The 14,407-nt window shown below is 40.0% G+C and carries 14 protein-coding genes, 1 pseudogene and 1 other annotated feature (1 of these 16 only partly in view); of the genes and pseudogenes, 3 read left to right on the top strand and 12 right to left on the bottom strand.

Translation table 11 applies throughout. The features are described 5' to 3' along the window. Positions 1 to 244, bottom strand: a binding site (T-box leader) (it extends 5 nt beyond the left edge of the window). 149 nt (positions 245 to 393) lie between these two features. From BK582_RS18755 to BK582_RS18765, 3 genes are all read right to left on the bottom strand, one after another. Beyond that, positions 394 to 522: a YjcZ family sporulation protein gene (locus BK582_RS18755; RefSeq protein WP_078596503.1), complete on the bottom strand. Its 129-nt coding sequence runs from the start codon at positions 520 to 522 to the stop codon at positions 394 to 396. Between the two features lie 146 nt (positions 523 to 668). Continuing rightward, positions 669 to 1,187 (bottom strand): spermidine/spermine N(1)-acetyltransferase, encoded by a 519-nt coding sequence (paiA, locus tag BK582_RS18760; protein ID WP_078596504.1) that lies wholly within the window; start codon positions 1,185 to 1,187, stop codon positions 669 to 671. Positions 1,188 to 1,203: 16 nt separating this feature from the next. Further along, a complete protein-coding gene (locus BK582_RS18765; RefSeq protein ID WP_078596505.1) occupies positions 1,204 to 1,656 on the bottom strand; it encodes a MarR family winged helix-turn-helix transcriptional regulator in 453 nt (150 codons plus the stop codon). A gap of 193 nt (positions 1,657 to 1,849) precedes the next feature. Here BK582_RS18765 and BK582_RS18770 point away from each other — a divergent pair, with 193 nt between their 5' ends. The 3 genes from BK582_RS18770 to BK582_RS18780 all read left to right on the top strand — a co-directional run bounded on the left by BK582_RS18770 (position 1,850) and on the right by BK582_RS18780 (position 4,306). Further along, positions 1,850 to 2,164 (top strand): helix-turn-helix domain-containing protein, encoded by a 315-nt coding sequence (locus BK582_RS18770; protein WP_078596473.1) that lies wholly within the window; start codon positions 1,850 to 1,852, stop codon positions 2,162 to 2,164. A gap of 53 nt (positions 2,165 to 2,217) precedes the next feature. Then, positions 2,218 to 3,039: an IS3 family transposase gene (locus BK582_RS18775; RefSeq protein WP_244895429.1), complete on the top strand. Its 822-nt coding sequence runs from the start codon at positions 2,218 to 2,220 to the stop codon at positions 3,037 to 3,039. A 334-nt stretch (positions 3,040 to 3,373) separates the two neighbouring features. Continuing rightward, a complete protein-coding gene (locus tag BK582_RS18780) occupies positions 3,374 to 4,306 on the top strand; it encodes a glycine betaine ABC transporter substrate-binding protein (protein WP_078596506.1) in 933 nt (310 codons plus the stop codon). Between the two features lie 142 nt (positions 4,307 to 4,448). Here BK582_RS18780 and BK582_RS18785 read toward each other — a convergent pair whose 3' ends face one another. The 9 genes and pseudogenes from BK582_RS18785 to BK582_RS18820 all read right to left on the bottom strand — a co-directional run bounded on the left by BK582_RS18785 (position 4,449) and on the right by BK582_RS18820 (position 14,356). Further along, complete coding sequence (locus BK582_RS18785; RefSeq protein WP_078596507.1) at positions 4,449 to 5,708, bottom strand: flavin monoamine oxidase family protein; 1,260 nt, start codon at positions 5,706 to 5,708, stop codon at positions 4,449 to 4,451. A gap of 183 nt (positions 5,709 to 5,891) precedes the next feature. Further along, positions 5,892 to 6,746 carry a transglutaminase family protein gene (locus tag BK582_RS28340; RefSeq protein ID WP_420841251.1) on the bottom strand — a complete coding sequence of 285 codons (855 nt, stop codon included), beginning with the start codon at positions 6,744 to 6,746 and terminating at the stop codon, positions 5,892 to 5,894. 102 nt (positions 6,747 to 6,848) lie between these two features. Continuing rightward, positions 6,849 to 7,775 (bottom strand): annotated as a pseudogene (locus BK582_RS28345) (alpha-E domain-containing protein); the annotation flags it as partial. After that, entirely contained in the window at positions 7,775 to 9,232 is a 1,458-nt protein-coding gene (locus BK582_RS18795) for a circularly permuted type 2 ATP-grasp protein (protein WP_078596509.1), read from the bottom strand. The pseudogene BK582_RS28345 and the gene BK582_RS18795, both read right to left, overlap by 1 nt. Positions 9,233 to 9,523: 291 nt before the next feature. After that, positions 9,524 to 10,801: an MFS transporter gene (locus BK582_RS18800; RefSeq protein WP_078596510.1), complete on the bottom strand. Its 1,278-nt coding sequence runs from the start codon at positions 10,799 to 10,801 to the stop codon at positions 9,524 to 9,526. Beyond that, positions 10,798 to 11,310: an ArsR/SmtB family transcription factor gene (locus BK582_RS18805; protein WP_078596511.1), complete on the bottom strand. Its 513-nt coding sequence runs from the start codon at positions 11,308 to 11,310 to the stop codon at positions 10,798 to 10,800. The genes BK582_RS18800 and BK582_RS18805 overlap by 4 nt, the downstream gene beginning before the upstream one ends. A 708-nt stretch (positions 11,311 to 12,018) precedes the next feature. Beyond that, positions 12,019 to 12,849 carry a DUF368 domain-containing protein gene (locus BK582_RS18810; RefSeq protein ID WP_078596512.1) on the bottom strand — a complete coding sequence of 277 codons (831 nt, stop codon included), beginning with the start codon at positions 12,847 to 12,849 and terminating at the stop codon, positions 12,019 to 12,021. A gap of 160 nt (positions 12,850 to 13,009) precedes the next feature. Further along, entirely contained in the window at positions 13,010 to 14,026 is a 1,017-nt protein-coding gene (locus BK582_RS18815; RefSeq protein ID WP_078596513.1) for a permease prefix domain 1-containing protein, read from the bottom strand. Then, a complete protein-coding gene (locus BK582_RS18820) occupies positions 14,027 to 14,356 on the bottom strand; it encodes a PadR family transcriptional regulator (protein ID WP_078596514.1) in 330 nt (109 codons plus the stop codon). Positions 14,357 to 14,407 lie beyond the last annotated feature (51 nt).

Here is a 14,407-nt window from a genome sequence, read left to right on the forward strand (position 1 = left end):
GGGCGAGATTATTAATCGCGGTGCCACCCCAGTTTATTAATATGTTGCCATATTAACCTCTTCAGGTACGGCAATTAAGCTTATACCCTAGCTCTATAACGGGAGCTCCCGATACATTATCACCATTAAGGATCCAATGTACTGCTCAGAGGCTTGCTTCAATAAAATCGTTCCTGCTCCTTTTCAGCTTCCGGAGCTCTCTGTGAAGAACTTATTTATTTACTCTTCTCATCATCGCATTTACTAATTTTTGTAATATTACCATAAATAAATTAGAGCAGCAAGATTATAATTTATTCACTGGATAAAAAACATCTCTGTTTTTATCCTTGAAAACAAAAAAGAGCGCCCAAAAAAGGACGCTATGAAAGGAAAGGGAAAGGGGAGAAATTATTAGTAGCCCCCAAATCCAGTGCCAATAGCAGCTGCACCAATAATAACTAACAGGATAAACAGCACCAGGATGAACGCAAAGCCAGCACCATGGCCGCGTCCACCATAATCTCCATAATAACCACTCATTAATGTAAACCTCCTTCTTTTAAGGAATGGTACATTATATGTGAGGCAGGCTGGCTTGTATAGATATTTACCGCACTTAGATGAAAATGCTCTAAAACAGTAAGACAGGATTATTACTTCTGCCACCATCGGCTATTGTTTGATGACTATCTTAATGTTTTCACCATAATATAGTCCGTTTGTTCTTCATCACCCATGTAAAAAGAGTGTGCTCCAGTCTGGACAAATCCCAGTTTTTTATAAAAGGCAATTGCATTCTCGTTTTTTTCCCACACACCAAGCCAGATTTTCTTTTTATTTTGTTCCTCTGCTATTTCTATCGCTTTATTAAGCAGTTGTTTTCCAAGTCCCTGTTTATGAAATGTATTTATTATGTAGATTCTCTCTATTTCAATGGCTTCTTCCCCCATCTCTTCCGACTGGGCATTGCTGGTGTTTACCTTCAAATATCCAGCTAGTTCATTTTTAACGAAAATAATATAGAATTGCGAATTAGGATGTAATACTTCTTTTTCCAGTTGTTCCAGATTAAACGCCTTTTCCACATAAGCCTTCATATTCTCCGGCGAGTTCTGGTCCTTAAATGTCTCATTGAACGTTACCGTACTGATTTCCTGTAGTTTCTGTAAGTCTGCCACAGTACACTTTCTGATAGTTGCTGTCATTCAAAATCCTCCCCTATTAATAATTTCTTTTGTTCCCTTTTTTTACTAACTCCCAGTCTTTTACTACATTGTTCCTTACTCTCTTAAGGAGTTCATGGATGGTTTCTGCTTCTTCTTCGGTGAATCCGGCTAAAGCCACATCATTTGAATGCTCATTTTCTCTGATAATAAATGTGTATACATGTTTCCCTTTCTCTGTCGGGAAAAGTTTTTTAATCTTTTTGTTTTGTTCATCTTCTTTCTTTTCAATAAAGCCATTGAGCTCAAGTTTTTTTACAGCACGGGCTGCTGTAGTTCTGTCTACTTTAATCATTTCAGCTAATTTTTCCTGAATGGTTCCCGGGTTCTCACATATACGCACCAAATACAAATACTGGCCTTTCGTAAGGTCATATTCTTTAAATTCTATATTGCTGATGGAATCCAACGCTCTTGCTATCATGCCAATTTCACGGAGAATTTGTTTCATAATGAACTCCTCACACTATTTTTATTGCATATGCAACAAAATAAACTACTTTTAATTTACCTCAAGTTTGTTGTGTTTGCAATAAAACTATCTCGACATAATTCGGGTGGTGCCTGTGAAAAGCCCCCTTATAATGGACAGGTAAGGTATGATAAACGTACGACATATCTAGTTTTTAAGGGGGCTATTTTTTATGGGAAAAACACATGTAAGTGTCGAAACTAAATTGGCAGCTGTACGTCGTGTATTGGAAGAAGGGGATCAAGTTTCAGTAATCGCAAGTGAGCTTGGGTTACACCGTGATACGATCTATAGGTGGATAAATACCTATAAGCTTAAAGGAGAACAAGGACTAATTAACCCTCGTTCTACTACTTCTATAAAAGCTTCGCCATCTCAGGTTGAAGCTGAAAAAAGAATTAAAGAACTAGAAAAACAACTCAAAGAAAAAGAAAAGGAGAATGAAATCCTAAAAAAGTTCCAGGCCTTTCTCAAGAAGAACGAATAAGTAAAAAATACGAGGCAATTTCTTATCTGAGAAAGGATTACCCTGTTGTTATTTTGTGTAAGGTATTAGGCGTTTCCACAAGTGGTTATTACGCTTATTTGAAGCGTCCAAAAAAACAAACGACCAAAAAACAGAAAAAAGAACTACAACAAATTAAGCGGGTTTATAAAAAGTATGGAGGAACATACGGCGCTAAACGAATTGCACAGGTTTTAAAAGCAAAAAACGTTATTATTAATCATAAGAAAGTAGCACGTTTAATGAGAGAATCTAACTTAAAAGCCAAAGTACGTCAGAAAAAGGCAACACACCTAACAAAGAAACAAGCCACCGGCTTTGTATACAGCAATTTATTAGATAGAAACTTCGAGGCGAGTCACCCTAACCAAAAATGGGTTACAGACATGACGGAGGTTGAAATAGACTCCGTGAAACTCTATATTTCCACGATCATGGATCTTTTTAACCGTGAAATTATTGCTTTTAAGTGTGGGTTCAGCCCAAATCAACAGCTTATTGAAGAAACCATTATAGCCGCGAAAATGAAAAGAAAGCTATCTACATTAGAGAATGTGCTCCTCCATAGTGATCAAGGCAGCGTCTATCGTTCTGCCAATTACCATATGTTAAGCAAAAGACTGAAGTTTATACCTAGCATGTCTCGCAAAGCAAACTGCTGGGATAACGCGGTTATAGAAAGTTTCTTTTCACAACTAAAAACAGAGTTTCCTCATTTTTATCCGACTACTAATTTAGTGCAAGTACAATTGGACTTTAAAAAATATATCCGCTTCTACAATGAAGAACGTATACAGAAAAAGATGGGGTATGCATCCCCAAAGGAATACCATAAAAGATATCTACATGCAATTTAGGTTCTAACGAATATTAGAACCTAAATTGTCGAATTTGTTTATTGTCTATTTACCAGGGGCTTGACCACTGTCACCCGTCGAATAACCAAGAAAATAAATGGAATACTTCCCTTTCGTCCACACAATGTAAACTGTACGTCCTGCACATACAAAATTCGCTGTTTTTGCTCTTTGAACTGGAAAACAAAAAATTGTATTATTGCATTTAGCTGTTTTTTACATAATAATTTTTGCTCACTGAAAAAGATCTCATAGACAGCAGAATGAATAGCTGTACATAAGGCAAAATAACGATAGCAGCTGATTTAAGCTAAGACTAAGGGGTGTTAATAACATGAAAAACATTAAATGGAAAAAGACCGGGATGGTTGCCGGGTTGTCTTTAACTCTTCTCGCAGCCGGATGCGGACAGGAAAATGCAGAGAATACGGATGACACGGAAAACGCCGGAAACGAACAAGCTGGCGTGAATATCGGGGAAGCAGTAAATTATACGATTACAGGTATTGAGCCAGGTGCCGGAATCACTCAGGCTACTGATAATGCTTTAGCAGAGTATGAAAATCTTGCCGGCTGGCATCATGAAATCTCCTCCACAGTGGCTATGCTGACCGAATTAGAAAGTGCCATTAACAATGAGGAACCTATTATTGTTGCCGGGTGGTCCCCTCACTTTAAATTTGCGCAGTATGACCTGAAATACTTAGAAGATCCTGAAGGCGTATATGGCGGGGAAGAACAAATTAAAACAATTGTAAGAACCGGGCTGGAAGAAGATATGCCTGAAGCATACGAAATTCTGGGCAGATTCAACTGGGAGCCGGAAGATATGGAATCCGTCATGCTTGACGCCCAGGAAATGGATTTTGAAGAAGCAGCCCGGGACTGGGTAGAAGAAAACGAGGAAAAAGTTGCAGATTGGACAGAAGGTGTAGAGCCTGTGGATGGTACGAACATTGAATTAGTAATAACTCCATGGGACACGGAACGCTCTTCCGGAAATGTTGTAAAAATAGTTCTGGAGGAACACGGATTTAATGTTACCCTAACTCCTGTTGACCCGCCTATTATGTTCCAGGCTATTGCTTCAGGTGATGCTGATGCCTCAATCGCTCCCTGGATGCCCGCTACCCATGCTTCATTTTACGAAGAGCATGAAGGTAATTTCGAAGACTTAGGAGAAAACTTAACTGGCGCTAAAATTGGTCTCGTTGTACCAGAATATATGGAGATTGATTCTATTGAAGATCTCGAGCCTGCAGAATAAAAGTAACTACTCCCTATTAGGGAAGTTTCGACGAGTGCCTGGCACCACCCGAAAAAACTCGTATTTTGTCGAACTCGCAAATAAAACACAAGGCATCCAAACATAATGGATGCCTTGCTTTCATATTATTTCGTCCTCTAACTTATTTAAATAATAATTCTAACGCTTTATTTGCGGCATGCTTTCCTGAACGAACTGCACCTTCCATGAATTTCGGGAAATCGGAAGAAAGCTCGCTACCGGAAAACAATAGCTTTTTATACGGATTCCTCAGTATTTCTGCTGCGTTATGCACACCTTCAAAGAGAACGCTTGCACTGTAACCTCCGCCATAGTAAGGATCGTTCACCCATACGCTCTCTTCTCTATCAATATAATAACGAGCTTTTTCACCAAGTACCACTGTTAAAAGACTGACTGCATATTCCAGCCTTTCATCAAGTGTTCTCTCCGCTAACTTTATCGCTGTATCTCCTCCAATAAACATTGTCAGCCGGTTTTCATCTCCTGCTTTAGAGGAATCTGATACGTTAATCCCCTCAGGTTCTGAGTAGATTACCTCCTTCAGACGGTGAACTTCATCTTGTACAGAGAAGCTGCGCCAGAACGCTTCTTCAAATACCCATGTTATCTTGATAACGGCGCCGTCTTTAAAACTCTTTAAAGCATTTTCTATTTTTTCAGGCAAACCAGTAGTATAATTTATTCGGCTTGCAGCAGTTGGGGGAATGGCCAGAATAACAGATTTTGACTGATATTCGTTGGTTAAAGTGCGTATAATATATCCATTCTTACTTTCTCCTATTTCGGCAACAGGCTGCCCGTAAATAATTTTATCCTTAGAGAAACTTTCCAGATAGGACACTACATTATTTAATGGCCCGGAAGCCTGGTGAGTAGTATCACTTTTACTTGATAAATATCGTTTCATCATTTCAGCAATTGCTTTACTGCTGATAAGCTCAGGATTAATATTTAAAACCTCCGAATGCTGGCTGCTGATTAATTTTCTATGATATGGATCAGTAATATTTTTCTCATAAAGCCTGGATAGCCTGATGTCTCTCTCTCCGAGCCCCTTAAACAATTTTTCCTCAGCCTCAAGTATAGTTTCAACATCTGTATTTTTCCGCTCATCAATAATGACCGCATCCTCTGTGACATCAGTTTCATGAATCTCCATACCGGCATCCATTACAAGCCTGGTCATTTCTGTCATGTCCTGATTTATAAACTGTCCGCCAAGTTCAAAATATCTGTCAGTATATTCCCTGGAATATACTTTGCCTCCCGGGCGTGCATTCGCTTCTATTATTTTATAGCTTACATCTTCCTCATTTAAAACCTTTCCTGCTGATAATCCTGCCAGCCCAGCTCCAATAATAATTACATCATATTCCATTTGAATTTTCACCCTTTACTGACTTTATATTTGATCTATTAATACTTGTTATCCATTCAGGAGGGTGGTAAAACACAGCAATCAGCTAATACGTATCCACAATTCCCCCGGTTCATAAAAAATTTTTCTACAAATACAAAAAAGACGGGCAAAAATAAAGCTGCCCGCCGAGTTTTTATGAAATTAATTTACATCCAGGACTTTCACCGACACGGAAACATCCAGATTGCTCTTACCTCCCCGGTAAAAACCCTGAAGCGGGCTCACATCATGATAGTCCCGGCCTGTTGCGATCCGGATGTGGTTTTCCAGCGCTTCCACATTGTTTGTTGGATCAAGCCCGGTCCAGCCAATTCCCGGGAGCATGACTTCCACCCATGCATGGGTCGCCGCATCACCGATTAAAGCAGAACCTTCCCCAACATAGAGATAACCGCTCACATACCGGGCCGGAATATTATTTGCTCTTAAGATCCCGAGCATCACATTCGTCATATCCTGGCAGACACCGGACTTCTGCTCAAATGCTTCCTCGGCTTTTGTATGCACATTCGTCGAATTCGTGTGATAAGTAAACCTGTCATGCAGATATTCCATGACCTTTAAGGAAAAATCCACCGGGTCTTCCATGCCGCCAAGTTCATCCACTACCTGATCAACCTGTTCCTTCTTCAAATATGTGTTAGGAGTATCGTTTAAAAAAGATAGATAATGCTCCCTGAAAAGCTTGGACGTGAAAATCCCTTTCATTTCCGGCGTGTATTTAATATGGTGAATAAACGGGCTTCGCTGTACACTGACAACTGAAGTTGTCTTTACCTCTAAATGTGTATGCTGTTCAGGAATGTAAAACTCTTCCACATGATTGCCCCAGATGTCTACATGCTCTTTCGTGAGAGAACCGGGGCTGATTTCTGACCTGTAAGACAGAAGCCGCTGGCATTCATCAGTCCGTGGCTTCAGGCGGATTGTGTTCATACTTGAATCCACAGGCGCCTCGTAATCAAAATTATTAATATGCTCAATCTGAAATTTCATATGCGCATTCTTCTCCGTATGTGTATTAATCACATGCTGTGATTGTGTCTGGCTGCCGGATTTAATTCTGTTGTTCCGCTCCGTCAGATAATATGTTTCGGAAAAAATCTGGCCTATTTCATTACAGCGGTTCTGAAAGTAATCCAGAAACTGGCAAAGTTCACTCAAGTTAAGTTCCTGAATCTTCATCTCTGTAAACTCCGCAGTCAGCTCATCCAGTGCACTGAATATTTCTCTGGAATAGTGGGAAATCTTCCCTTGTTCCACATCAATAATCGCGTCTCTGATATGGTCGATACAATAGCGGATTGACCGGGGAAAAGACTCTTCTGTAATTAGAAATGACAGGACATTCTTTGGCTCCATTATCGGCGGAAACTGCTTTAAATATGCCTCGTAGCCGTTTAACAACTGAAGCGCAAACCTCCAGTTATAATATCTATTTGTCTCTGCTTCTCCCTCCCGGCTGTGGCAGCATACTACATTAAGGGTCCGAGCAGTATTTTCTGCTTTCTCGAGCCATTTACCGATTTTCAAAAACCGGTACGGCCGTCCTCTCGACATGGATGACTCTATCGCCCCCTGAATAGTGAGCGAAGTAGATTTAATTCTTCTTAAGTACTTGTTTATGCTCTCTTTTGTTAATTTCCCTTCCCGTAAACCTTCTGCGTACAGAAAAAAATCATTCCATATTTCAAATATATCATTTGGCAGATGGTCTCTCGATGTTCTTGCGTTTTCCCTTGCAATATCAATACAGTTAATCAGGGAGTTCTGGTTCACTTTAGAGGAAGCTAAATAATCAAGAATGTATTCTTCATCAAGTCCCTTATTATTTTTTATATGCTCAAGCTCCTGGTGTGATGCACAAATTGCCACGACCATATCCCAGTCCAGGTCTGCAAGTGTTTCCTCATCTGAAGCTTCCAGAGTATTGATGAGCTGTACACTCATGACCCTTGCGATATTTTCAGTCCTCTCAATATTTCTCGCCATCCAGTACAGCGAGTTTGCCACACGGCTGAGCATTACTCTTCACTTCCTTTCTCTTTTAACACCCATGTGTCTTTTCCGCCGCCGCCCTGGGATGAGTTCACAACAAGAGACCCTTCTTTAAGAGCAACCCGGGACAGGCCCCCTGGCAGAACGTGGGTTTCGATCCCTCTCATTACAAAAATACGGAGATCTACATGGCATGGATAAAACCGGGAATCCTGAAAAGCCGGCGCCCGGGAAAGTTTAATGGTCGGCTGGGCAATATACTGATGCGGTTCCTCGCTAATCTTTTTTCTGAACATTTCTATTTGCTCTTCCGAAGCATGGGGACCGACGAGCATGTCGTACCCGCCGGAAGCACCTACGTTTTTTACAACAAGCTCCTCCAGATGATCCAGGACCCATGCACGCTGATCCGGTTCCCGGAGCTGGTATGTTTTCACGTTTGATAAAATAGGTTCCTCGTTTAAATAATACTTTATTATATCGGGCACAAATGCATAAATAGCTTTGTCGTCAGCAATGCCGTTCCCAATCCCGTTCACAATAGCGAGATTACCTGCACGGTATGCCCTCATCATCCCTGGGACACCGAGATAGGAATCCTCCCGAAAAACCTCAGGATCCAGAAAATCATCATCGATTCTCCGGTATATAATATCCACCCGTTTCAGACCGTGGATAGTTTTCATAAAAACTTTATTATCCTTTACGAGCAAATCCCGCCCCTCCACCAGCTCCATCCCCATTTGCTGTGCGAGAAACACATGGTCATAATAAGCGGAGTTGTACATTCCCGGTGTCAGGAGCACTGCAGTTGGATCTTGTCCATCCGGCAGATTATCCGGCCTGTGGCTGAGCACCGCTTCATGCATATAAGTCATCTGATGTTCCAGAGTTTCAATGGAATGCTTGAAGAAAAACTCTGGATACACCTGCCTCATTACAAACCTGTTCTGATAAACATATGCCATGCCTGACGGATTCCTGAGATTATCTTCAAGCACATGGTACTCCCCATTTTCATCACGGATCAGGTCAATCCCCCCGAGAAAAATATGGTTTTTCAGTGGTACATTAATTCCCTCCACCTGCTCTTTATAATAATAAGGGTTGTTTTCAATTAACTCTCTTGGAATAACACCGTCTTTAAGTATGTTTTGCCCGGAATATATGTCTTCAAGAAACTGGTTGAGGGCCTCAGTCCGCTGTATAACGCCTTTCTCAATCCATTTCCACTGATCAGGAGGAATAATAATCGGGATAAAATCGATTGGCATTGTCCGCTCTGTACCTTGATTTTCACTGTAAACTGTAAATGTAATTCCCTGCCGCAAAAAAGAAAGCTGTGCTGTTTCATGCTTTTCAAGTAATTCATTTTCCGAAAATTGCTGTAGTGTCTCATAGAATGAGGCATAATGCTTCCGTGGGCGTCCTTCATCTGACAGCATTTCATCAAAAAACGGGGCTGTTTCATAGGCTTTGAACATGCGCTTCCATTCCCTCCTGTTTTGTTTTTTGAAATTTCAGAAAAACAAAGGCAAAATTAATGTACCTGAAACTTACTACCTATATGTAATACCCTTATTTTAACAACTGTTAACGGGGTTTTTCAGTAACTTTATATCTACCGCATCAAAAATGCTAGTTGGATTATTGGTAGGCTACCATTTTTTTTTAGTAGTTTTCTCCACACATCTTTTATTAACTTTCTTTAAATTGCAAAAAAATAAGCCGGCGTATGCAGCTTCGTGGTATGTAAAATAAGTATAGCTTATGATTTAATTTACATGCGTTTTAAAAGTTCGGTTTACAAATGTCTCCTCATCAATATCCTTTATGGCAGGCAGTCTTGAAGTGGTTTTATCTGCGAGCCAAAAAAGACCTACGCTAAAAACAGTGATCCCACTGAAGAAAATAACGTTAAAACTCCCAATTATGATACCTAAACTGCCTCCTAGTAACGAGCCAATTGGCATTGCAATACCACTAAGGCTAAATGATGCTGAAAATACCCTGCCTAACAATTGTTTTGGAACCCCTTTTTGTAAACTTGTATTAATTAAGATGTTTGTTACACCTCCAGGTACCCACGCAATCCCATAAACTACGATTATTAACCATTTCCATGGCATAACCACAGCCGCTGCCCACAGTATTCCGCTTAATAAAAATGCCACTCCATAAACCTTTCCCATTCTGAACTGCTCTAAATTTAAATATGGTGTTAGTAATGCTCCAGACAAACTTCCGAATGCTTGAGCCATTAGTAATAATCCATAAATTTCAGCTCCGCCTTTATAGTCACTAAATGAAGGTAGAACCACGAAAGTGGCACCTCCTACAAGATTAATAACCACCATTCCAAAGAGAAGCCTGGAAAATCTTTTACTAATCAAAATCTTCATTCCTTCTCTTAGTTCAAGCTGATACGTTTTAAACTGATTTATTATTGAGTTTCTCATCCAATACTCTTGTTTATTTGCTGGCTTTTTCTCAATTTTTATCATAGAAAACAATAAGGCACCCATTAAGAAGAGGGCAGAATCCAATAAATAGATTGATACAGCACCAAATATAACAATTAAAACGCCTGCTATTGCATTGCAGCCAACCTCAATCCCCTGGTATGCAAGTGTAAAATAAGAATTAGCTTTTGTTAAATCTTCATTTTTTACAAAATCAGGAAGAGAAGCCATCTGTGCAGGGTAGACCAACATATTAAACATCATAATAACTGGAGACATGGTCAGAACAAGTGCAATAGTAAGAAACTCAAAATAATAGGCTAAAGGAATCACTAATAAAAGGCCGCATTGTATAAGCTGGGAGTTTATTAATAATGGCCGAATAGAAATTTTATCGATTAGCGGGCCACTTAAAAGCTGAATTATTCTGGGAAGAACAGTAAGGAAACCCGCTAATCCCGTATAAAAAGTTGATCCGCCAAGATCGTACACAAGCCACATTGCAGCGACCGCATAAAGGCTGTCGCCAATATTACTTACTACCCTCCCAAAAAACATATACCTGAAGTTATTATTTGAAAATAAATTCATTTATCATCCTCCTGTTTATTTATCTTTTGTTTTACTGAGTTGATTTTTACACCGATACTATATTCTTCAGTCTTATCTGTGGTATTAACAGACGTTTTTTTCACCCACTCTTCAAGAAATAACCTGAATTCTTTTTTTATCTCCTTTTGTTGTTTTTGCGAAAGACTTAATCGTATACTAAGCGCTGTTGAATCATCGGAAAGATAATCATCCTTTAAAACTGGATCAATGGGTTCTGTCCCATCTGAATTGAACCACTTAGACTTTGATTTGTAGTATTTTTCTATCACTCCTCCAAACTGTTTTTCTTCCACAAGCTCAATAAGTCCGCCTTCATAAAGCTTTTTCATATGATAATGTATATTTCCTCCTGTTTCCCCCAACAAATCAGCAACCTGTTTGGCTGTTCTTGGTTCCTCCAGCAGCTGACTAATTATTTTTATTCGAAGAGCATTTCCAAGTAATTTTGCCTGATTGACGGAAACCTTTAATTGTTTTTCATTCATCATAAAAACTCCCTTTCTATGATCTAAATTTCCAGATTAACAGTCTGTAATTTTAGATTATCACTTCAAATTAAAAATAGCTACAATTATTTGGAAAATGCTTAATTTTCATCTCGGTGCCAGGTTGATTCGGAGCATATTGGGCGCCTCGCTCATTCTCCCTGATTCTCCCGTATACTCGTTCGTTCAACCTGGCACTTTAGTTCCAGGTACGCCGGTGCCAGGTTGATTCGGGACACGCTGGGCGGCTCCTACATTCTCCCTCATTCTCCCGTTTATCCACTTGTTTAACCTGGCACTTTGGTTCCAGGTACTTCGGTGCCAGGTTGATTCTGGACACATTAGCCGGCACCATCATCCTCCCTCATTCTCCCGTTTACTCACTCGTTCAACCTGGCACTTTGGTTCCAGGTACGCCGGTGCCAGGTTGGGTCGGGATCCGTTGGGCGGCTCACTCATTCTCCTTCATGCTCCCATTTCCTCGCTCGCGCAACCTGGCACTTTAGTTCCAGGTACATCGGTGCCAGGTTGGATCGGGATCCGTTGGGCGGCTCTCTCATTTTCCTTCATTCTCCGGTATAGTCGCTCTTTCAACCTGGCACTTTGGTTCCAGGAACCCGAGTTCCAGGAACCTCGATACCATGTTGAAATGGCTTGTTAAACGTCGCTGTTAATCTAAAATAAATAACACCCATACCCCAATATTCAATATCATCCAAACCGGCTGTTTTGATAGCGTTTCAATAAGACAACTAATACAAACCCACCCGCAAATGTAACCAGTGATATGAGTATAACCTGACCATTGACTGGACCAGATAAATTATCTGAAATGGCGTAAATGGAGCCAATCACTAAACCAAGCATTGCGGAATACGTTCCTGCTGAATAATTCGCTAACAGAAAACGAATTAATTTACTTGTAAGCAGTACACCTATAATCACACCCGCGCCAATTGATAAAATAACAGGCAGATTTAATGTTAACAGTGAATCTGTTGCAATTTCGTAGACTCCTAATATCATAAAAATTAAAGCCCCGCTTATTCCAGGGAGCACGAGAGCAGTACTGGCAATGAATCCCGAAACAATCAGAAAGGCGTAATTTATAATAGATAAATTATTTATTTCAACACTGGTAATCCCGCTTAAAAGTTGTCCCACAATAACAATAGAAATAAATATAAATATGATTATGTAATGTTTTGTTTGCAGTCCGGCTTTAGCCTGTTGTTGTGCTTCTCCCCATAAATAAGGAAGAAACCCAACGATAATACCGAGAAAAAACAGTAGGGTTGGAGTATTATAATTTTCAAGCAAGTATCTAATAATATACAGAGCAGAAGCAAAACCAATAATCATACCAAAACCAAAAGTAACAAGAAAAGGAATCACTTCATTTCTCCGGTCAGTTGTCACAACACTTAATGAATATATTAGCCTTTCGTATACACCTAAGATCATAGCAACAGTACTCCCGCTTACACCTGGGACGACCTCCGTCATTCCCATTGCCATCCCCCGCACAATAATTCCAAGCATGTTCCTATCAGCACCTTAAAAAGTTATTAAATTCACTATTAATTGACTCTATGTCAATATTAACATAAAATTCCATCCTCCCCTTCAACTTTCGCAACTAAAGAATACAAAAAAGAAGCTGGCAACCTGCCAGCCCCTGAACAAACTATTATACCTATAATCACGCTTTTTCTTTAACTGCAGAATATACCCCATTGATCATAGCGAGGAACAAGCCTGCAATTGCAAAGAGAATCCAGTTAATATGCCACATGTGGAAGAAAAATCCGGTGATGAGAAAAAGAATGGTAACAAACGGCCAAAGTACTGCAGAAATAGCTCTGATTATTTTCGGCTCGCTTTTTTCATCCTCTTCATCGTCCCAAGTATCAACTGAAGCACCGCTACCCTTCTTGCCGCTTCTTTTAAGCAGTTTTCGGTAGGCATCCTGCTTCGTACCTGAACTTACAAACAAATAAATTGCTACTGCTACCATAAGCAGAAGTATTACAACTCCGTACACAGCCGCACTGTCATTTATGATCGACAAAAGGATCAGTGGTGCTGGGGACAAAATACATAATGCCACTCCTGCAATAAGTTTTGTCGTAAAACTCCGTTGGTCTAATTCGTACTTATGTTCAAGAGAAACCCTTATATCAGCAGGAAGATAGAACCCGCTGCCCAGATATTTATGTTTTTCCATAACCATTCCTGAGTAAATAAATAACCCAACTGCTGGTGCGACAAGTAAAAAGAGAGTGACAACGCCAATGACCGCTCCGGAGTCCTGACTCAATCCAAAGAGGAGTCCATTTTCAGCTAATTGAGAAAGGAGGACTAACGATGCTGACCCGACGATACATAAAACAATGCCAAAACCTATTAATTTCCCTGTCTTTGTACTATCATCCAGGTAATCATCCACTTGCTCATCACTAAGGGAAGTAAGTTCGATGCCGTCTTCACCGGCTTCTTCTGATGCCACATCAATGTCCAGCTCCTTTACGAGCTCATCAATATTACCAAATTCGGATATTACAATACCAATTGCTTCATTTTCAGATTTCCCGCTCTGTTTCAGCTCTTCGTATTTATCCTCCATGTTGGCGAGCAAATCTTCCTTTATTCTTTTCATCTCAGCTGTTTTTGGCAGTGGTGCAAACATATTATTAAGATAAGTAATTATCGTGTCCACTTAGAGATCCTCCTTAATAAATTGGTTAATGACTTCCTTTGTAAGCTCCCACTCTCTGCATTTTTCTTTATAATAGTTCCTTCCAGCGTCAGTTATTTTATAATAAGTTCGCCTTTTACCGAAGGTTCCCTCCTTGTGGTAAGAAGTGATATACCCATTTTTCATCAGCCGGTTGAAGGCGGAATAAAGCGTTGTTTCTTTAATAATATATTTTTCGCCGGAAAGCTCTTTTATCTGCTTGGATATCTCGTAGCCGTATGAATCATCATCAAGCAGCAGATAAAGGATAATGGTGTCGTTGTAGCCCCGAATAACATCACTGCTGATCAAATTATTTCGCCTGCCTCCTGTGCTTTATTTACTGACTGGAAAAAGAGAATG

The sequence above is a fragment of the Evansella clarkii genome (assembly GCF_002019695.1).
Taxonomy (GTDB): Bacteria; Bacillota; Bacilli; order Bacillales; family Salisediminibacteriaceae; genus Evansella; species Evansella clarkii.

Coding starts and splice junctions, on each gene's coding strand:
- BK582_RS18770 (WP_078596473.1), top strand. CDS start 1,850: ATGGGAAAAACACATGTAAGTGTCGAAACTAAATTGGCAGCTGTACGT.
- paiA (WP_078596504.1), bottom strand. CDS start 1,187: ATGACAGCAACTATCAGAAAGTGTACTGTGGCAGACTTACAGAAACTA.
- BK582_RS18795 (WP_078596509.1), bottom strand. CDS start 9,232: ATGTTCAAAGCCTATGAAACAGCCCCGTTTTTTGATGAAATGCTGTCA.
- BK582_RS18785 (WP_078596507.1), bottom strand. CDS start 5,708: ATGGAATATGATGTAATTATTATTGGAGCTGGGCTGGCAGGATTATCA.
- BK582_RS28340 (WP_420841251.1), bottom strand. CDS start 6,746: ATGAAATTTCAGATTGAGCATATTAATAATTTTGATTACGAGGCGCCT.
- BK582_RS18780 (WP_078596506.1), top strand. CDS start 3,374: ATGAAAAACATTAAATGGAAAAAGACCGGGATGGTTGCCGGGTTGTCT.
- BK582_RS18765 (WP_078596505.1), bottom strand. CDS start 1,656: ATGAAACAAATTCTCCGTGAAATTGGCATGATAGCAAGAGCGTTGGAT.
- BK582_RS18755 (WP_078596503.1), bottom strand. CDS start 522: ATGAGTGGTTATTATGGAGATTATGGTGGACGCGGCCATGGTGCTGGC.
- BK582_RS18805 (WP_078596511.1), bottom strand. CDS start 11,310: ATGATGAATGAAAAACAATTAAAGGTTTCCGTCAATCAGGCAAAATTA.
- BK582_RS18810 (WP_078596512.1), bottom strand. CDS start 12,849: ATGCTTGGAATTATTGTGCGGGGGATGGCAATGGGAATGACGGAGGTC.
- BK582_RS18800 (WP_078596510.1), bottom strand. CDS start 10,801: ATGAATTTATTTTCAAATAATAACTTCAGGTATATGTTTTTTGGGAGG.